Consider the following 17,910-nt stretch of genomic DNA (forward strand, 5'->3'; position numbering starts at 1 on the left):
TTTGCACTCATGCTCATTTCCCCTGAAACCTGGGCGCGCGCTTTTCGAGGAAAGACGCGACGCCCTCGGCGTAATCGGCGCTTTCGCCGCAGGTCTTCATGGCGTCTGCCTCCTGCTCCAGATGATCCTGCAGTGTCGCCACGGCGGCATCCTGAATGCAGTGTTTGCTAAGCCCCAGACCAAGCGTTGGACCATTGCCCAGCTGCTGCGCCATGGCGCGGGCCTCTGCCATCAGATCTGCGTCCGGCACCGCCTTCCAGATCAGCCCCCAGTCTTCAGCCTGCTTGGCGGGCAGCGGCTGTGCGGTAAAGGCCAGCCCCTTGGCGCGGGCTTCGCCCAGCAGGCGTGGCAGATGCCAGCTGCCCCCCGTGTCCGGGATCAGGCCGACCTTGGAAAAGGACTGGATGAATTTGGCGCTTTCAGCGGCAAAGACCATGTCGCAGGCCAGGGCGATATTGGCCCCTGCCCCGGCGGCGACACCATTCACCGCACAGATCACCGGAAAGTCCAGCGCACGGATCAGGCGCACCAGTGGTGCGTAGAACGTGCGGACCGTGTTGCCAAGATCAGGTGGGCCATCCATCTTGCTGGGATCACGGTCACCCAGATCCTGCCCGGCGCAAAACCCGCGCCCGGCACCTGTCAGCAAAATCGCCCGCGCGCCGCCGTCGCGGGCCGCCTCGATCGCAGTACGCAGGGCATAGTGCATCTCATCATTGAAACTGTTGAGCCGGTCCGGTCGGTTCAGGGTAATCTCTACCCAGGGCCCATGATCCGCCACCAGAATTGTCTCTGACATCTCTCTCTCCGTCATCCAGCGCCCGGCCGCACCTGGGGTGTGGTCAAAGCTGTTTGACAAACTTCTTGCATAAACCGACCGGACGGTCAATATATCATGCAAAGCAAATCGAGGCGCCGCCTCGGCGACTCGTCCGGCCAGGTGCCGACAGCGCCCCAACAGAAACGCAAAGGAGACAGTATGAGCCTTCTAGATGTATCAAGTTTTGCCGCAGGCCAGTGGATCGCCCCAGGGGCGGGTGCCCGCAGCATCGCCAGCGCCGTAACAGGCGCACCGCTGGCACAGGCCGGCAATGACGCGCTGGACGTGCAGGCCATGCTGTCCTACGCCCGCGACACCGGCGGCCCTGCCCTGCGCGCCCTGACCTTTCATGATCGCGCCCGTATGCTCAAGGCGCTGGCGGCCCATCTGGGCCAGCACAAACAGGCGCTGTATGATCTGAGCTTTGAGACAGGCGCCACCCAGGCCGATCACATGATCGACATCGACGGCGGCATTGGCACCATGTTTGTCTTTGCCTCCAAGGGGCGGCGCGAAATGCCCGATGCGCAGGTCTACCTGGATGGCGAGGTAGAGCAGCTGTCGCGCAACGGCACCTTCCTTGGCCAGCATATCTGCACGCCGATGCAGGGGGTTGCGGTGCATATCAACGCCTTCAACTTCCCGGTCTGGGGCATGCTGGAGAAACTTGCGCCGACGCTGCTGGCGGGGGTTCCCGCGATTGTGAAACCGGCCACTGCCACCTGCTATGTGACGGAATTGGCTGTGCGCCTGATGCTGGACAGCGGCATCCTGCCCGCTGGCGCACTGCAACTGGTGTCCGGGGGGCTTGGCGATATGCTGGACCACCTGACCATGCAGGATATCGTAAGCTTCACCGGCTCGGCCCAGACCGCGCTCAAACTGCGCCAGACCCCGGTCATTCTGGAAAACTCGATCCGCTTTGTCGCCGAGCAGGACAGCCTCAACGCCTCTATTCTGGGCCCGGATGCCACCCCCGGCACCCCGGAATTTGATCTTTTCATCAAGGAAGTCAGCCGCGAGATGACCACCAAGGCAGGGCAAAAATGTACTGCCGTACGCCGTATCATCACGCCCGAGACCCAGACCGAAGCGGTGATCGAGGCGCTCTCGGCGCGTCTGGCGAAAACAACCATTGGCGATCCGCGTCTGGACAGCACCCGCATGGGCGCGCTGGTCTCCAGCGGGCAAAAACGTGACGTGCTGGAAAAAGCCGCGATTCTGGCGACCGAGGCCACCCGCGTCTACGGCGATCCCGATGATTTTTCCGTGGATGGTGCCGATGCCGAAAAGGGCGCCTTTGTGCCGCCGATGCTGTTCCACTGTGAAAACCCCGATGCGGCCCAGCGGGTACATGACACCGAAGCATTTGGCCCGGTTTCTACCGTGATGGGCTACCGGGATCTGGATCACGCCGTAGCCCTGGCCAATCGCGGCGAAGGCTCGCTGGTGGCCTCCTGCATCACCAACGACCCAGAGGTGGCCCGCAGCGTTGCCATGGGATCGGGCGCCTACCATGGCCGGATCTATTTCAACAACCGCGCCTCGATGCAGGAAAGCACCGGGCATGGCTCTCCCCTGCCACATATGGTGCATGGCGGCCCCGGACGGGCCGGCGGCGGCGAAGAGCTGGGCGGCATTCGCGGTGTAAAACACTATATGCAGCGCACCGCCATTCAGGGCAGCCCCGACATTCTGTCTGCAATTGGCCAGCAATGGGTGCCCGGCGGCACCGAGATCCCGGCCCCGGCGCATCCCTTCACCCGCAGGTTTGGCGAACTGGCAATTGGCGAGACCCTCAACAGCCCCGCGCGCGAAGTGACGCTGGACGACATCGAACATTTTGCCAAGTTCACCGGCGATACCTTCTATGCCCATATGGATGACGCTGCGGCGAAACGGAATCCCTTCTTCCCCGGTCGCGTCGCGCATGGTTATCTGCTGCTCTCCTTTGCAGCCGGCCTGTTTGTCGAACCCAACGAAGGCCCCGTTCTGGCCAATACCGGTCTCGACAATCTGCGCTTCATGAAACCTGTCTCGGCGGGCGACAGCATCAAGGTGCGGCTCAGCGTCAAGAAAAAGACCCCCCGGAATGAAGACTACGGCGAGGTGCGCTGGCATGTCACCCTGACCAATCAGGACGATGAAAAGGTCGCAGAATACGAACTGCTGACCATGAATGCCTTCTAGGGCAACAGCGATCTTTTGCGCTCCGGGCTGGTCTATCCGCCCCGGAGCGCCTATCTTAAGCGTATGAATAGCGCGCACTCCCAATGGTTTGAGACAAGTATTTCCCAGTTGAACACCCTGCAAAACCTGCGGGTCTGGTCGATCATTGTCTCGCTGTTTGGCGATCTGGCGCAAAAACCCGGTGACCGCATCAACGGCACCACCCTTACCCGGATCATCACGCCCATGGGCATCAAGCCCGAAGCAACCCGCGTCGCCCTGCACCGGCTGCGCAAGGACGGCTGGATTGAAAGCGCCCGCTCCGGCCGGGCCTCGGTACATTACCTAACCGACTATGGTCGCAGCCAATCGGCCGCCGTGACCCCGCGCATCTATGCCCGCGCCCCCATCGCGCCGCAGGACTGGCATCTGCTGATCTGCGAAGACAGCAGTGGCTCGGCTGCGCTGGAGGCGGCGCTGCTGCTGCCGCAATATACCCGGGTCAACCGCTGCACCGCGCTGGGGTATGGTCCCCGCCCGGCATCTCTGGACGCGGATTTCTTTGTTGCCAGCCTGTCACAACCGCAGGTGCCCAATTGGCTGCAGGCCCGGCTGTTTCCACAGGACCTGATCACGAGCTGCCAGGCGCTGCAACGGGCCTTGGCAGAGCTTTCCCCTCCTGCGGATTTGTCGCCGGTGCAGGTGGCCACACTGCGCACCTTGATCGTGCATCACTGGCGCAGAATCGCCCTGCGCCACCCTGCCCTGCCGCCCAGCTTTCACCCCGCCGACTGGACCGGCGAGGCCTGTCGCACCCGTGTTTTTGACCTGCTTGACCAGTTGCCGCGCCCCAGCCTGTCGGCGCTGGATCCCGGCACTGTCGGCTAAACCGCCCCCGTTTCGGAGATATGCCCATGTCCGCTCTTAGCAGTCTTGCCATTCTGGCGCTTGCCGCCCCTGCCGCCCTGCTGGGCGCATCACATCTGAAAACCCGAAAGTTGGCCCGCGAGGCGCGCGACCTGGTGCCGCCCATTGGCCAGTTCTGCGCCACACCGCAGGGCAGGATCCACTATATCGACATCGGGCCGCGCCAGGCGCAGCCGCTGGTTCTGATCCACGGGCTCAGCGGTCAATTGCAACATTTCACCTATGCGCTGGCAGATCGCCTGGCCGAGGATCACCGGGTGATCGTGCTGGACCGGCCCGGATGTGGCTATTCAACCCGTGCCAGTGACGCAATGGCCCGGCTGCCCGAACAGGCCAAGGCCCTGCTTGCGGTCCTGCAAAGCCTCGAGGTGAAACAACCCGTTCTGGTGGGCCATTCTCTGGGCGGTGCAGTGGCGCTGGCCATGGCGCTCGCGGCGCCCGAGCAAGTCGCAGGCCTGGCGCTTCTGGCCCCCCTGACCCACCCGGCAGCACAGGGGCCAGAGGCCTTCAAAGGCTTGATCGTGCACAACAACATGATGCGACGCCTGATGGCGCAGACTGTGGCCATTCCCACCGCCCAACGCACTGCCGGCCCAGTTCTGAACCAGATCTTTGCGCCAGAGACCTGCCCCGATGACTTCCTGATCAAGGCTGGCGGCGCCCTTGGCCTGCGCCCCGAGAGTTTTGTCGCGGCCTCGGCGGATGCTTCGTTCCTCTATCCCGCGATTGAAACCCAGGCAGCGCGCTATGCTGCGCAGCTCAGCACACCCGGCGCGATTCTCTTTGGTGCAGAGGACGCCATTCTGGATCCGCTGACCCAGGGCAAAGTCATGGAGACCTATGGCCTTGACTGCCAGATCCTGCCGCAGCGGGGCCACATGCTGCCGATCACCGCACCGCAGCCCTGCGAAGACTTTATCCGGGCCACCGTGAAAGCCCTGGCCAAGGAATCGTAACAAACTGAATAAAGACGGCATTTTCCAGCCTCGGCAAAAAAAACGGCCAAAAGCGGGTTTCTTCTGCAATTGCGCCTTGACCCCAAGCGCACCATTCCGTAAATCGCCCCTCACAGAAGATGGCGCGGTAGCTCAGTTGGTTAGAGCGATCGACTCATAATCGATAGGTCGGGAGTTCAAGTCTCCCCCACGCCACCACTTCCATTCTGTTCCATCACACAACTGCCCCATAAATGACTACCGCGCGGGAATGCTTCCGTCTGCACCGCCAATCTTGCAGCCAGCTGACCGATTTCGGCTCTACCTTATGCCCTCCCCTCAGCGTGACCCGGCCAAAGCCCGCCCCGGCTAATCCCCAAGTGATACAGGCGGAGCCGTGCGGAACCACTGGGCGAGATGTTCGATCAGGGCGCGAATGCGTGCGGTCAGGTGGCGGCTTGGCGGATAAACCACATAGAGCGGCAGCGGCGCGTCCTCATGCGCGCACAACAGCAGCTGCAGTTGCCCTGCCTCGACAAAGCGTTGAACGGTGTAATAGGGGCAGCGCGCAATGCCCTGCCCGCCCAGCGCCATATAGCCCACCGCGCGGGGGGAATTGGCGCGAAAACTGCCGCCGACGGCAACCTCTGTTGTTGCCCCGCCTTCGTGAAACCGCCAGTGATCCGGCTGGCCGGAAGGCTGCAGCAGCAGGCAATTGTGATCGGCCAGCGCCGCCGGGGTGGCCGGGGTGCCGTGACGCGCCAGATAGTCCGGCGCCGCCACCACCACCCGGCGCATATCGCAGAGCCTGCGCGCCACCAATGTCGAATCCTGCATCTGCCCAAAGCGAATGGCCAGATCGATGCCCTCTTCGACAATCGGCACGTGGTGATCCGACAGCTGCATTTCTATCTGCACCTTGGGGTGCGCCTGCTGAAACGGCATCAAGGCCTGCACCAGCTCGCGGCTGCCAAAGCCGGTTGGTGCCGTCAACCGAATGAGGCCGCCCAGCTCTGACTGGCGTTCCTGAATGACGCCTTCCAGTTCATCAAGCTGATCCAGCAGCGGCAGGCAGCGTTCAAGATAGGCCTGTCCCGTATCGGTCAAGGTGACCGACCGAGTCGTGCGATGCAGCAACTGGGCACCCAGATGTTCCTCCAGCCGGGCGACATATTTGCTGGCCAGTTTTGTGCTGATGCCAATCTGACGCGCGCCGCCGGTAAAGGAGCTTTGACCCGCCACCGCGGTAAACGCCCGCATACATTGCAATATATCCATCCCTACGCCCCCTGGGATCCGTTTTGGTCAGGATATCAATTACCCCCATTATGTACATAGATAGTCCATAAATACATCAATTATAACCTCTTCGTTCTGAATGTATCTTTCCCCTATCACCGCGGCGGGGCCAAAAGCCCTAAGTCGCATCGCCCCATAGTCACCGCGCATGCGCGGCCTCAGATAGGAATACATCATGTCTACAACACTCCGCATTCACAGCTTTCCGCTCTCTGGTCACGGCCACCGGGTTGAGCTTTTCGCCAGCCTGGCAGGCATCCCGCATGAGGTGGTGCATGTTGACCTGGCCAACGGCGCCCAAAAGGCCGACAGCTTTCTGGCATTGAACCCCGCCGGCCAGGTGCCGGTTCTGGAAGACGGTGCAGTGGTGATCAGCGATTCCAATGCCATTTTGGTCTATCTCGCCCGCAAATATGCCCCCAGCTATCTGCCCAGTGATCCCGTCAAAGAAGCACAGGTACAAAAATTCCTCAGCCTGGCGGCAGGCGAGCTGGCCTTTGGCCCTGCGGCGGCGCGGTTGATCAATGTGTTTAACGCACCGCTGGATGCAGAGTTCTGTAAATCCGTCGCAACGCGCCTGTTGGCCAAGCTGGACCCCCATCTGGAGGGACGTGATACCTTGGTTGGCGACGCGGTCACCATCGCAGATGTGGCGCTCTATTCCTATCTGGCCCATGCGCCCGAAGGTGATATCTCGCTACAACCCTTCCCGAATGTGCGCCGCTTCCTAGCCAAAATCGAAAGCCTGCCCGGTTTCAAGCCGATGCCCGCCACCCCAGTCGGCCTGTCTGCCGCCTGATCGCCGCCTTTCTGGCACCAGGTGGAAATCGCAGCATCCAAAACGTCCCGGTCGCCTCGCTGGCCGGGGCTGGAAACCTGCGCCCCCTAGCCTGCCCAACCCAATGAGGCCCGAGATGCCCAAGACTCCCCCCCAAACCGCAGAGCAGCCAGATCCCGGCCACTCCCCCTTTCACGCGGGGGAGCAGGCGCTGCAGCGCGCAAATGGCAGCCGCGACAGGATAGAGATGTTTGGCCGCCGCGCGATACGCCCATATCTGCCAGACCAGCACCGGGCCTTTTTTGCCCAGCTCCCCTTTGTGGCAGTGGCTGCGGTTGACAGTGATGGTCGCCCCTGGGCCAGCCTGTTTCCCGGCCCGCCCGGCTTTGTTCACGCCCCTGATGCATACCACCTGGATCTTGCCTTGCACGGTGCCGCAGCCGACCCGGTGCGCCAGGCCCTGCACCCCGGTGCAGCGATTGGCCTGCTCGGGATCGAGATGCACAGCCGCCGCCGCAATCGGCTGAACGGGCGGATTAAATCGCTGAATGCCAAACAGTTGCGACTGCGGGTTGATCAGAGCTTTGGGAATTGCCCTAAATACATCCGGCACCGCCAGCTGAGCCCGTCGCGCCCCACAGCAGACAGGCGCACCGCCAGAGTTTCTGCCCGGTTTACCCAGCTGGACGGGGCGGTCCGTGACCAGATCGCGGCGGCAGATGTGTTCTTTGTCGCCAGCGCCATCAAGGCGCAGGACAACCCCGTCATTCAAGGGGTTGATGTCTCTCATAGGGGCGGACCTGTCGGCTTTGTCACAATCAATGGCAATAGCCTGATCATCCCCGACTATCGTGGCAACAACTACTTTAACACCTTGGGAAACTTTCTTCTGAACCCCAGGGCCGGGCTGGTCTTTCCTGATTTTGACAGCGGCGCATTGCTGCAACTCACTGGGCGAACCGCCTTGCTGACCCAAGACAGCCCCGAACTGCAGGGGGTTGATGATGCCGTCGGCGGCTGGCGTTTCACCCTAGATGAAGGACTGCGCCTGCAGGATGCCCTGCCCTTTCGCACCACTGCCCAAACCCAAACTGACCAGTAACCCCATACTAAACCCCGGTGCCCCGGTGCCTGCAACATGAAGGATCCCAACCAATGGACAGCCGCCCACCCCTACCGCCCTTTACCCAAGACAGCGCCCGCCTCAAGGTCCGCCTGGCCGAAGATGGCTGGAACAGCCGCGATGCCGCCAAGGTGGCGCTTGCCTATACGCCCGACACCCGTTGGCGCAACCGGGCCTGCTTTGTCAGCGGGCGCGCCGAAGCGCAGCGCTTTCTCGCAGCGAAATGGAGCAGAGAGCTGGAATACCGCCTGATCAAGGAGCTCTGGGCCTTCACCGAAAACCGCATTGCAGTGCGCTATGCCTATGAATGGCACGATGACAGCGGCAATTGGTTTCGCTCATATGGCAATGAAAACTGGGAGTTTTCTGCAAACGGCCTGATGCAGAACCGCTTTGCCAGCATCAATGATCTGCCCATCACCGCGCAGGAACGCAGGTTTCACTGGCCGCTTGGGCGCCGCCCGGATGATCATCCCGGTCTCTCTGATCTCGGGCTCTGATTTCGCGGCAGATAGAGACGCAGACAGGCGCTAAAAAGTACATCTACGATATTTTCTTTGATCTAGCGCAAACAACGGGCTTGGGCTTGTCGCTAGGGTCGCGCATATCCTGCAACGAATCTGGCGACACATGGCCCTGCCTCCTTTTCATATACGACTTCAGCTACTTGGCGCAGTATTGCGCCAAGTATTGGGGTATGGCCTGGGCGCAATACTGATCATGCAGCTGTTGCTGCCGGGCCTTGGCCAGGCAGAGGCGGCGGAAAACTGGATCGAAATCTGCAGCGAGGTCGGCGTAGTCCGCATCGACACCATCGCAGAGACAGGAAACACCCAGAAAAAGGACTGCCCCGACTGCGGCACCTGCCTGATGTGTCTGGCGCAGATCACCCCCTCCCAGGCCTCTGCGCCGCCCCAGACCAGAGCGGCCTATCTGACAGGGGCAAGCGGACAGGCTCTCTCGTTTGAGGTGGCGTCTAACCCGGCTCAGTTCTGGCATGATGGCCGGGGGCCGCCGCGCAAGCAGCAACAGAACATGACACGCGCGCGCGGCGCGTTCATAGCGCACACTCAATATAAGGAGGTGGCGCTGTGAAGCTAATGCGCACCCTTTCCGGCTGGGCTACAGCCCTGATGATTTCTCTCGCGGCGCTCGCAGCCCCGAGCCTGGCCTGGGCCGATAGCCTTGCCTCCTTTCTTGGCGATCTTGCGCCAGCCGAGCTGATGCCCGGCGCCGACAGCTTTGGCCCGATCCGCGCAGATGTTCCCGTCGCGCCGATCCTGCAGGGCGATGAGACCCTCGGCTATGCCTTTCTGACCTCTGATTTTGTTGGCACCACCGGATATTCCGGCAAGCCGATCCATGTGGTCGCCGGGATTGACCATGACGCGGTGCTGACCGGGGTCAAACTGGTCAAACACTCTGAACCGATTGTCCTGATCGGCATTCCCAATTCCAAAATGGTTGCGCTCACCGAGAGCTACGCCGGAATGGACCTGAAGGCCGAGGCTGCCACAGGCGGCGAGGCGCATGATCTGGATATCATTTCCGGTGCCACGGTCACCATCATGATCATCGATGACAGTCTGGTCCGCGGTGGCATCAAGGTCGCACGAACCCTGGGGCTGGGCGGTCTGGCCCCCAATCTGGCCACTGGCCCCAAGCGCGCCGTCGACATGACCCAGAGCGAAACCCACGATTGGCAGACCCTCGCGGGCGACGGGTCAACCCGGCGGATGACATTGGACATTGGCCAGATCAACGCCGCCTTTGAAGAAACAGGTGATGCCCGTGCCATCAAGCGCCCAGAGCCGGGCAACCCAGATGACACCTATATCGACATGCACCTGGCGCTGGTTTCCGTACCGTCCATCGGTCGCAGCCTGCTGGGTGAGGCCGAATATCAAAACCTGTCCGACTGGCTGCAAGAGGGCGAAGAGGCGATTCTGGTACTCGGGCGCGGCGTCTATAGTTTTAAGGGTTCCGGCTATGTGAGGGGCGGCATCTTTGACCGTATCCAACTGATCCAGGGCGATAATTCGGTGCGTTTTTTTGACAAACAGCATCGCCGCCTAGGCGCATTGGCCACCAATGACAGCCCCAGCTTCAGCGAGCTGGACATCTTCAAGATCCCCGCCGATGCCGAATTTGACCCGACCGCGCCCTTCCGCTTGCAACTCTTGGCGCAGCGGGCAGTTGGTGCCATCGACAAGAGCTTTCTGACCTTTGATCTGGGGTACAAACTGCCAGAATCCTATCTGCAGCCACTGGCCCCGACCGCACCTGTTGCTCTTGACAACGAAAGCGACGAGGCCGCCGCGAAATCGGCGCTTTGGCAGCGGATCTGGCGTGACAAGCAGGTCGAGATTGGCATTCTAGGGGCCATGCTTCTGGTGCTCACGGCGGTGTTTTTCTTCCAGTTCCAGTCTACCATGAACGCCCGCGTTTTCTACTGGTTCCGTATTGGCTACCTCAGCTTTACCCTGGTGTTTCTGGGGTGGTATGCCAATGCGCAGCTCTCTGTTGTCAACCTGATGGCGCTGGCCGGCTCCTTGCGGTCCGGCTTCACCTGGGATGCCTTCTTGATGGATCCGCTGGTCTTTATCCAATGGTTTGCCATCGCCGCCGCGCTCCTGTTCTGGGGCCGGGGCGCCTATTGCGGCTGGCTTTGCCCCTTTGGTGCCCTGCAAGAGCTGACAAACAAACTGGCCCGCGCCCTGAAGGTGCCGCAGTGGACCCTGCCCTGGGGCCTGCATGAGCGGCTCTGGCCAGTGAAATACATGATCTTCCTTGGACTGTTTGGCCTGTCGATGGTCTCTATGCCGATGGCAGAGACCTATGCAGAGGTTGAACCGTTCAAGACCGCGATCATTCTGAAGTTTGTCCGCGACTGGCCCTTTGTCCTGTTTGCCTTGATCCTGCTTTTGGCCGGCCTGTTTGTCGAACGCTTTTACTGCCGCTACCTCTGCCCTCTGGGTGGGGCGCTGGCGATCCCGGCCCGGATCCGCATGTTCGATTGGCTGAAACGCTACAAGGAATGTGGCAGCCCCTGTCAGACCTGCGCCAATGAATGCCCAGTTCAGGCCATTCACCCCACGGGTGAAATCAACCCGAATGAATGCGTCAACTGCCTGCATTGTCAGGTGCTTTACCAATCAGAAACCAAATGCCCGGTGGTGATCAAAAAGATCAAACGCCGCGCCAAGACTGGCACCCCCGGTCCTGATCTCGCCCTTGGCCGCCCACCGGCCAATCACCCCAACGCAGAAAAAGTATCTGTTTCCTGAAGGAGGACATCATGTCTGAAGAAGAGAGAACAAACCTATCGGTAACCCGTCGTGGCCTGCTGGGGGCAACCGCTACCGGTGCCGCCCTCGCCGCCACTGGCGTTGGCTCCTCGATGCTGGGCGCAGGCCCTGCCCAGGCCGCCGGCAACAAAGCCAGCCTGGCACCCGGAGAGCTTGACGAATACTATGGTTTCTGGTCCTCGGGGCAAACTGGCGAACTGCGCATCATGGGTGTGCCCTCCATGCGCGAATTCATGCGGATTCCCGTGTTCAACCGCTGCTCTGCCACCGGGTGGGGCCAGACCAATGAATCGATGAAAATCCTGACTGAAGGTCTGCTGCCCGAGACCAAGGAATTCCTCGCGGCGAATGGCAAGAAAACCTACGACAACGGCGATTTGCACCACCCGCATATGTCCTTCACCGACGGGTCCTATGATGGCCGTTTTCTGTTCATGAACGACAAGGCCAATACCCGCGTGGCGCGGGTACGCTGCGATGTCATGAAATGCGACAAGATCATCGAAGTCCCCAACGCGCATGACATCCACGGCCTGCGGCCGCAGAAATTCCCCCGCACGGGTTATGTCTTTGCCAATGGCGAACACGAGGCACCGCTGGTCAATGACGGCAAAGTGCTGGATGAACCATCGGAATATGTGAACATCTTCACCGCCATTGACGGCGACGAGATGGAAGTGGCCTGGCAGGTGATTGTCTCGGGCAACCTCGACAACACCGATTGCGACTACCAGGGCAAATATGCCTTCTCGACCTCCTACAACTCGGAAATGGGCATGAACCTGGCCGAGATGACCGAGAGCGAGATGGACCACGTCGTGGTCTTTAACCTGAAGGAAATCGAAAAAGGCATCGCAGCCGGCGACTATCAGGAATTGAAAGGCGTCAAGGTTGTCGATGGCCGCAAGGGTGCGGGCAACAAATACACCCGCTACATCCCCATCCCCAACTCCCCCCACGGTGTGAACGCGGCCCCAGACAAGCGCCACATCATGGTCAACGGCAAACTGTCGCCCACCGTTTCGGTGATTGATGTCGAAAAACTGGACGATCTGTTCAACAACGATGCCGATCCGCGTTCTGCCATCGTGGCCGAACCAGAGCTGGGCCTTGGGCCACTTCACACCGCCTTTGATAACAAAGGCCGCGCCTACACCACCCTGTTTCTCGACAGCCAGGTGGTGAAATGGGACATTGCCAAGGCGATTGAGGCCTATGCTGGCGGAAATGCCGACCCGATCCTTGAAAAGATCGACGTGCATTACCAGCCGGGTCACAACTCCACCTCGATGGGGGAAACCTCCGAGGCAGATGGCAAATGGCTGATCTCGATGAACAAGTTCTCGAAGGACCGCTTCCTGAACGTCGGGCCGCTGAAGCCCGAGAACGAGCAGCTGATCGACATCTCTGGCGATAAGATGAAGATTGTCCACGATGGCCCAACCTTTGCCGAACCCCACGACAGCATCATCGTGCACCGCTCCAAGGTGAACCCGGTGAATGTCTGGGATCGGAACGACCCGATGTGGGCGGATGCACGCGCCCAGGCCGAGGCAGACGGTGTGGATCTTGACGACTATCAGGAAGAGATCATCCGCGATGGCAACAAGGTCCGCGTCTATATGTCGAGCCAGGCGCCAAACTTCAGCCTCGAGAGCTTTAGCGTCAAGCAGGGCGATGAGGTCACCGTCTACGTCACCAACCTGGATGACATCGACGACCTGACTCACGGCTTCTGCATGGCCAACTTTGGCGTCGCAATGGAGGTTGGCCCGCAGGCCACAGCCTCGGTCACCTTTATTGCCGAACGTCCCGGCGTGCACTGGTTCTATTGCCAGTGGTTCTGCCACGCGCTGCACATGGAAATGCGCGGTCGGATGCTCGTCGAACCTCGGGGGGCCTAAGCAAGATGCGCTGGCTCCTGCTTATAACCCTGCTGATCGGGGGCGCCGCGCGCGCCGCCGACTGGCAGGTCCCCCATCGGGCGGGGGCCATCGCGGATACCCTCATGCAGGCGGCAGACGGGGATACCCTGTTTCTGGCGCCTGGCACCTATTATGAAAATCTGGTCCTGGATCGTCCTGTCACGCTGGACGGCCAGGGTCACGCCATACTGGATGGCAGCCAGCAGGGCAGCACCGTCACCGTCACCGGCCCCGGCGTTATCATACAGGGCATCACGGTGCAGGGGTCCGGTTCGGACCATGAAACAATCGACAGCGGCATTCAGCTGACCAAGACCGCCAAGGCCCCGGTGGTCCGCAACAATATCCTGCTGGGGAACCTTTACGGGGTCGACATCCACGGGGCGCGCGATGCCGTGGTGCAAAACAATGTGATCAAAGGTCGCCAGGATCGCCACATGAACCGACGCGGCAATGGTATCTATGTCTGGAACGCCCCCGGAGCGATCGTGGAAAACAACGATATTCGCTGGGGGCGCGACGGCATTTTTGTCAATTCCTCCAAGCGCAATATCTTTCGCGGCAATCTGTTTCGCGACCTGCGTTTTGCGGTGCACTACATGTATGCCGACAATTCCGAAGTCTCGGGCAATGTCTCTATCGGCAACCATCTGGGCTATGCGGTGATGTTTTCCACCCGCGTCAAGGTCACCAACAACATCTCTTTGAATGACCGCGATCACGGCGTGATGCTGAACTACACCAACAAGGGCATTATCCGGGGCAACTATGTCAAGAACGCCCGCAACAAATGCACTTTTCTGTACAATTCGCACAAGAACGAATTCTCTGACAACTGGTTCCAGGGCTGCGCCATCGGCATCCATTTCACTGCCGGCAGCGAAGGCAACAAGATGGCCGGCAATGCCTTTGTCGGCAATCGCCATCAGGTCAAATACGTCGCCTCCAAATGGGTCGAATGGTCCCATGAAGGGCGCGGCAACTACTGGTCCGACAATGCAGGTTTTGACGTCGATGGCGATGGCATTGCCGATAGCCCCTACCGGCCCAATGACAGTATGGACCATGTACTTTGGACCCAGCCTGCCGCCAAAATGCTGATGGGTTCGCCTGCGGTGCAACTGGTGCGCTGGTCGCAATCCACCTTTCCGGCGCTGCTGCCCGGTGGCGTGATCGACAGCGCCCCCCTGATGCGCCCGGTGAAACCCGCAGTGGCCAACAAGGTTGAAGAAAATGACTAAAACAGCTGCCTCCCCGGTTCTGGAAATCAAGGGGCTCGACAAGTTTCGCGGCAAGACCCAGGTGCTGCACGGCATTGACCTTTGCGTAAACGCAGGGGAGCGCCTGGCGCTTTTGGGCCATAACGGCGCAGGGAAATCCACCCTGATCAAGGCGGTTCTGGGGCTGATCCAGGCCGAAGGCGGCAGCATCCAGATCTGCGGTGCCCGCCCCGGCAGCGCGGCGGCGCGGTCTGATACCGCCTTTTTGCCCGAAGCGGTCAGCTTTCACCCCGCCCTGACAGGCCAGGAACAACTGACGATGTTTGACCGGCTGATGGGCGCAGGTGGGGATGTGAACGCCCTGTTGCAACGGGTTGGTCTTGGCGATGCAATGCAGCGCCGCATCGACACATACTCCAAGGGCATGCGCCAAAGGCTTGGCCTGGCGCAGGTGCTGCTGGGGCGACCGAAACTGGCGCTGCTGGATGAACCAACCAGCGGGCTGGACCCGATTTCCCGCCAGGATCTCTACGCCATCATTGATGAGCTGGCCGCCAAAGGCACCGCAGTGCTGATTGCCTCGCATGCGCTGACCGAAGTCGAAGCGCGCACCGATCGCATTGCCATCCTGCGCCAGGGCGTCAAGGTGGCGGATGACACGCTGGACAACCTATCGCGCAGGGCCGGCCTGCCGGTAAGGCTGCGGCTGCAGACAACGGGGCCGGATGCCGATCAGGTTGCGCGCAAAACCGGCGGGCGGCGCATCAATGGTGCCTCGGTCGAGATCATCTGCACGCCGCAAGACAAGATGGCCGAGCTGCGCCGCATTGCCAGCATGGGCGACACGGTCGTGGACATCGACATGCAGCCCCCCCGGCTGGAAGACCTCTATCGCTACTATTCAACCCAAGAGGAGCAAAGCTGATGCGTATCCTCGCAATTTTCCGCGCCGAAATGCTGATCCTGCGGCGCAATCTATGGATTGTCATGGCTACGCTGATCATGCTGGCCTTTGCACTGGCGCTGTCCTTTGCCGGCTCTGCGCCGACGGGGACGCTGGGGGTTGATATGCTCACCGTTTCGGTTGCTTCGATGACGACGCTCTCGGTCTATCTGGCACCTCTCTTGGCGCTGATGATGGGGTTCGACGCCATTTCCGGCGACCGGGATCGCGGCTCACTGGCTCTCTTGCTCAGCTATCCCGCCGGGCGTGCCGAGATCCTGTCCGGCAAGTTTCTGGCGCATCTGACCGCGCTGAGCATCGCCATGACCATCGGTTTTGGCGCGGCTGGTGCCTGCGCAGCCTGGTTTGGCGGCGCAGGCGCCGAAAGCCTGATCGCCCTGGCGCGCCTGGTCCTGACCTCGATCCTGCTCGGCGCGGTTTTTTTGCTGCTGGGCTATTGCCTGTCGGCACTGTCGGGCAGCACCACTGCTGCGGCGGGTCTGTCAGCCGGGCTCTGGCTGGTCTTTGTGGTGCTTTACGATCTGGCCCTGCTGGGGGCGGTGGTGATGGACAGCGACGGAATCTTTACCCAACAGCTGTTTCCCTGGGTCATGGTGGCCAACCCGGCCGATGCCTTCCGTCTGTGGAATATCGCCGCCTCTGAAAGCGTCGCCCTGACCAGTGGCATGGCCGGTGCCGCCGCCAGCCTGCCCGCCTGGGCCGCGCCGCTCTCGCTCCTGCTCTGGCCCGTGCTGGGCTTTGCCCTGGCCCGCACCGCATTCCAAAGGCTGGAACCATGAAACCACTTCAACACATCTCTGCACGCCCCCTGCCCAGCAGCCTGACCCGCAGCATGTGTCTTGTGCTGGCCTGCCTGGCGCTATCCGCCTGCCAGGAAGAAGAGGCCAAAGCAGCGCCAGAACCCATCGCCTTGACCGAAACAGCGCTGAGCTATTTTTGCCAGATGAACATCGCCGAACATGGTGGCCCCAAAGGTCAGGTTCACCTAAAAGGGCATCCCGCCCCGCTGTTCTTTGCCCAGGTGCGCGATCTGCTGGCCTATCTCAAGGGGCCCGAGCGCGAGGCCGATATCACCGCCGTTTATGTCAGCGATATGGGCGTCGCCAAAAGTTGGGACAGTCCCGGCCCTGGCAACTGGATCGCTGCCGCTGACGCTATCTTTGTGATAGACAGCCCGGTGGCCGGCGGCATGGGGGCACCCGAGATCGTGCCCTTTGCCCAACGCGCCGACGCCACTGCCTTTGCCACCCGGTACGGCGGTTCCCTTGCGACCCTTGATGAAATCCCTGCCGAGACCGTCCTGGCCCCCGTCGATCTAGATCTGATACTGGAGACCCCCTCATGACTTCCCGCCTGCCCCGCCGCCGGTTTCTTGCCATTTCCGCCGCCTGCCTGGCCGCTGGTCCGGTTACCGCCGCAGCGCATCAGGCGCGCTGGCAGGGCCGCGCAATGGGGGCTTCGGCCCATATGGTGATTTCCGGCCTCCCCCAAAGCGCAGCAGCCCCGATTTTTGCCAAGGTCGAGGCCGAATTGCTGCGACTGGAAGCCATCTTCAGCTTGTATCAGCCGGGCGCGCAGCTCGTCCGGCTCAACGCGCAGGGCCATCTGCGCGCGCCCGCACCAGAACTGCTGGATGTGCTCAGCTTGTCGGCAAGCCTGAATACGGCAAGCCACGGCGCCTTTGATCCCAGCATTCAGCCGTTGTGGCAGGCGCTCGCCCTTGGTCAGGAAACAGCTGCGGCTCCGCGGGGTTGGCACCATCTGCGCTATGACAGCCAGGAAATCCGTTTTCTGCGTCCTGGCATGGCGCTGACGCTCAATGGCATTGCCCAAGGTTATATCACCGATAAAATTGCCGATTTGCTGCGGGCCGAAGGACTGCAGAACCTGCTGCTGGACATGGGCGAGATTGCCGCCATGGGGCAGCGCCCAGAAGGACGGCCATGGCAGGCCGGTATTGTATCGCCAGACGGCGATCTGCGCGCCCGGCTCAGCCTGTCGGATCGCGCCCTTGCCACCTCGGCGGCGGCGGGTACACTGGTTGGCAACGGCACAAGCCATATTCTGGATCCGCGCAATGGCGAGGGCGCGCAGCCCAGCCGCCTGGTGTCGGTCAGCGCCCCACGGGCGGCCCTGGCGGATGGGCTGTCGACCGCGCTCTGCCTGTTGCCCAAACCCGCCGCCCCGGCCGTGATCGCCCAGTTCCCCGGTGCCCGATTGGAATACAGCAGCTAAACCGCATGGCTGGCGTCTATAGGCGCGCAGGTCGCGCCACAGGTCGCACAACCGGGCTGGCACAGGGAAACCTGGCCAGCGCGCCACACTGTTCAGGGCGTAAATCTGTGCAATTTACGCACAAGCGCTGATGCGGCGCTCCTTAGTGTGCAACAAATGATCAATCTTCCCAATATGATGCAAAAATGGGTAAAGCTTCCTTGCCTT

At 61.2% G+C, this 17,910-nt stretch carries 16 protein-coding genes and 1 tRNA gene; 15 read left to right on the forward strand and 2 right to left on the reverse strand.

Annotated features, from left to right (window positions below):
- Positions 1-13: 13 nt before the first annotated feature.
- Complete coding sequence (paaG, locus tag P2081_RS14930; RefSeq protein ID WP_278923662.1) at positions 14-799, reverse strand: 2-(1,2-epoxy-1,2-dihydrophenyl)acetyl-CoA isomerase PaaG; 786 nt, start codon at positions 797-799, stop codon at positions 14-16.
- A gap of 180 nt (positions 800-979) precedes the next feature.
- On the opposite strand from paaG, the gene paaZ reads away from it, so the two are divergent.
- From paaZ to P2081_RS14950, 4 genes are all read left to right on the forward strand, one after another.
- Entirely contained in the window at positions 980-3,010 is a 2,031-nt protein-coding gene (gene paaZ / locus P2081_RS14935; RefSeq protein WP_278923663.1) for a phenylacetic acid degradation bifunctional protein PaaZ, read from the forward strand.
- A gap of 63 nt (positions 3,011-3,073) precedes the next feature.
- The gene (locus tag P2081_RS14940) at positions 3,074-3,877 is read left to right on the forward strand and encodes a PaaX family transcriptional regulator C-terminal domain-containing protein (protein WP_278923664.1); all 804 of its coding nucleotides are present in this window, start codon (positions 3,074-3,076) and stop codon (positions 3,875-3,877) included.
- Between the two features lie 26 nt (positions 3,878-3,903).
- Positions 3,904-4,872, forward strand: a complete 969-nt coding sequence (locus P2081_RS14945; RefSeq protein ID WP_278923665.1) for an alpha/beta fold hydrolase — start codon at positions 3,904-3,906, stop codon at positions 4,870-4,872.
- Between the two features lie 121 nt (positions 4,873-4,993).
- Positions 4,994-5,070 (forward strand) — tRNA-Met (locus tag P2081_RS14950).
- 150 nt (positions 5,071-5,220) lie between these two features.
- Here the strand turns inward: P2081_RS14950 and P2081_RS14955 are convergent.
- Complete coding sequence (locus P2081_RS14955) at positions 5,221-6,129, reverse strand: LysR family transcriptional regulator (RefSeq protein ID WP_278923666.1); 909 nt, start codon at positions 6,127-6,129, stop codon at positions 5,221-5,223.
- 196 nt (positions 6,130-6,325) lie between these two features.
- Between P2081_RS14955 and P2081_RS14960 the strand changes: the two genes are divergently transcribed.
- The 11 genes from P2081_RS14960 to P2081_RS15010 all read left to right on the forward strand — a co-directional run bounded on the left by P2081_RS14960 (position 6,326) and on the right by P2081_RS15010 (position 17,703).
- A complete protein-coding gene (locus tag P2081_RS14960; protein ID WP_278923667.1) occupies positions 6,326-6,949 on the forward strand; it encodes a glutathione S-transferase family protein in 624 nt (207 codons plus the stop codon).
- Positions 6,950-7,064: 115 nt separating this feature from the next.
- On the forward strand, positions 7,065-8,030 hold the full coding sequence (locus P2081_RS14965; RefSeq protein ID WP_278923668.1) for a pyridoxamine 5'-phosphate oxidase family protein: 966 nt from the start codon (positions 7,065-7,067) through the stop codon (positions 8,028-8,030).
- 53 nt (positions 8,031-8,083) lie between these two features.
- Positions 8,084-8,551, forward strand: coding sequence for a nuclear transport factor 2 family protein (locus P2081_RS14970; protein ID WP_278923669.1), 468 nt, complete (start codon positions 8,084-8,086; stop codon positions 8,549-8,551).
- Between the two features lie 220 nt (positions 8,552-8,771).
- Positions 8,772-9,146 carry a hypothetical protein gene (locus P2081_RS14975; RefSeq protein ID WP_278923670.1) on the forward strand — a complete coding sequence of 125 codons (375 nt, stop codon included), beginning with the start codon at positions 8,772-8,774 and terminating at the stop codon, positions 9,144-9,146.
- Positions 9,147-9,151: 5 nt separating this feature from the next.
- Entirely contained in the window at positions 9,152-11,338 is a 2,187-nt protein-coding gene (locus P2081_RS14980; RefSeq protein ID WP_278923708.1) for a NosR/NirI family protein, read from the forward strand.
- Positions 11,339-11,349: 11 nt separating this feature from the next.
- Positions 11,350-13,263 (forward strand): TAT-dependent nitrous-oxide reductase, encoded by a 1,914-nt coding sequence (gene nosZ, locus P2081_RS14985; protein WP_278923671.1) that lies wholly within the window; start codon positions 11,350-11,352, stop codon positions 13,261-13,263.
- A 5-nt stretch (positions 13,264-13,268) separates the two neighbouring features.
- The gene (locus tag P2081_RS14990; RefSeq protein WP_278923672.1) at positions 13,269-14,525 is read left to right on the forward strand and encodes a nitrous oxide reductase family maturation protein NosD; all 1,257 of its coding nucleotides are present in this window, start codon (positions 13,269-13,271) and stop codon (positions 14,523-14,525) included.
- A complete protein-coding gene (locus P2081_RS14995; RefSeq protein ID WP_278923673.1) occupies positions 14,518-15,429 on the forward strand; it encodes an ABC transporter ATP-binding protein in 912 nt (303 codons plus the stop codon). Before P2081_RS14990 ends, P2081_RS14995 begins: the two co-directional genes overlap by 8 nt.
- Positions 15,429-16,247: an ABC transporter permease gene (locus tag P2081_RS15000; protein WP_438826540.1), complete on the forward strand. Its 819-nt coding sequence runs from the start codon at positions 15,429-15,431 to the stop codon at positions 16,245-16,247. Before P2081_RS14995 ends, P2081_RS15000 begins: the two co-directional genes overlap by 1 nt.
- On the forward strand, positions 16,244-16,813 hold the full coding sequence (locus tag P2081_RS15005) for a nitrous oxide reductase accessory protein NosL (protein ID WP_278923674.1): 570 nt from the start codon (positions 16,244-16,246) through the stop codon (positions 16,811-16,813). Before P2081_RS15000 ends, P2081_RS15005 begins: the two co-directional genes overlap by 4 nt.
- Positions 16,810-17,703: an FAD:protein FMN transferase gene (locus tag P2081_RS15010; RefSeq protein ID WP_278923675.1), complete on the forward strand. Its 894-nt coding sequence runs from the start codon at positions 16,810-16,812 to the stop codon at positions 17,701-17,703. The genes P2081_RS15005 and P2081_RS15010 overlap by 4 nt, the downstream gene beginning before the upstream one ends.
- The last annotated feature ends 207 nt before the right edge of the window (positions 17,704-17,910 follow it).

This window comes from Pseudophaeobacter profundi, assembly GCF_029697505.1.
In the GTDB taxonomy this organism is placed as follows: Bacteria; Pseudomonadota; Alphaproteobacteria; order Rhodobacterales; family Rhodobacteraceae; genus Pseudophaeobacter; species Pseudophaeobacter profundi.

Bases quoted from the DNA above. Each gene is read 5' to 3' on its own strand.
- P2081_RS14940 (WP_278923664.1), top strand. From the start codon at position 3,074: ATGAATAGCGCGCACTCCCAATGGTTTGAGACAAGTATTTCCCAGTTG.
- P2081_RS14965 (WP_278923668.1), top strand. From the start codon at position 7,065: ATGCCCAAGACTCCCCCCCAAACCGCAGAGCAGCCAGATCCCGGCCAC.
- paaZ (WP_278923663.1), top strand. From the start codon at position 980: ATGAGCCTTCTAGATGTATCAAGTTTTGCCGCAGGCCAGTGGATCGCC.
- P2081_RS14945 (WP_278923665.1), top strand. From the start codon at position 3,904: ATGTCCGCTCTTAGCAGTCTTGCCATTCTGGCGCTTGCCGCCCCTGCC.
- nosZ (WP_278923671.1), top strand. From the start codon at position 11,350: ATGTCTGAAGAAGAGAGAACAAACCTATCGGTAACCCGTCGTGGCCTG.
- P2081_RS15005 (WP_278923674.1), top strand. From the start codon at position 16,244: ATGAAACCACTTCAACACATCTCTGCACGCCCCCTGCCCAGCAGCCTG.
- P2081_RS15000 (WP_438826540.1), top strand. From the start codon at position 15,429: ATGCGTATCCTCGCAATTTTCCGCGCCGAAATGCTGATCCTGCGGCGC.
- P2081_RS14955 (WP_278923666.1), bottom strand. From the start codon at position 6,129: ATGGATATATTGCAATGTATGCGGGCGTTTACCGCGGTGGCGGGTCAA.
- P2081_RS14960 (WP_278923667.1), top strand. From the start codon at position 6,326: ATGTCTACAACACTCCGCATTCACAGCTTTCCGCTCTCTGGTCACGGC.
- P2081_RS15010 (WP_278923675.1), top strand. From the start codon at position 16,810: ATGACTTCCCGCCTGCCCCGCCGCCGGTTTCTTGCCATTTCCGCCGCC.
- paaG (WP_278923662.1), bottom strand. From the start codon at position 799: ATGTCAGAGACAATTCTGGTGGCGGATCATGGGCCCTGGGTAGAGATT.
- P2081_RS14995 (WP_278923673.1), top strand. From the start codon at position 14,518: ATGACTAAAACAGCTGCCTCCCCGGTTCTGGAAATCAAGGGGCTCGAC.
- P2081_RS14990 (WP_278923672.1), top strand. From the start codon at position 13,269: ATGCGCTGGCTCCTGCTTATAACCCTGCTGATCGGGGGCGCCGCGCGC.
- P2081_RS14980 (WP_278923708.1), top strand. From the start codon at position 9,152: ATGCGCACCCTTTCCGGCTGGGCTACAGCCCTGATGATTTCTCTCGCG.
- P2081_RS14970 (WP_278923669.1), top strand. From the start codon at position 8,084: ATGGACAGCCGCCCACCCCTACCGCCCTTTACCCAAGACAGCGCCCGC.
- P2081_RS14975 (WP_278923670.1), top strand. From the start codon at position 8,772: ATGCAGCTGTTGCTGCCGGGCCTTGGCCAGGCAGAGGCGGCGGAAAAC.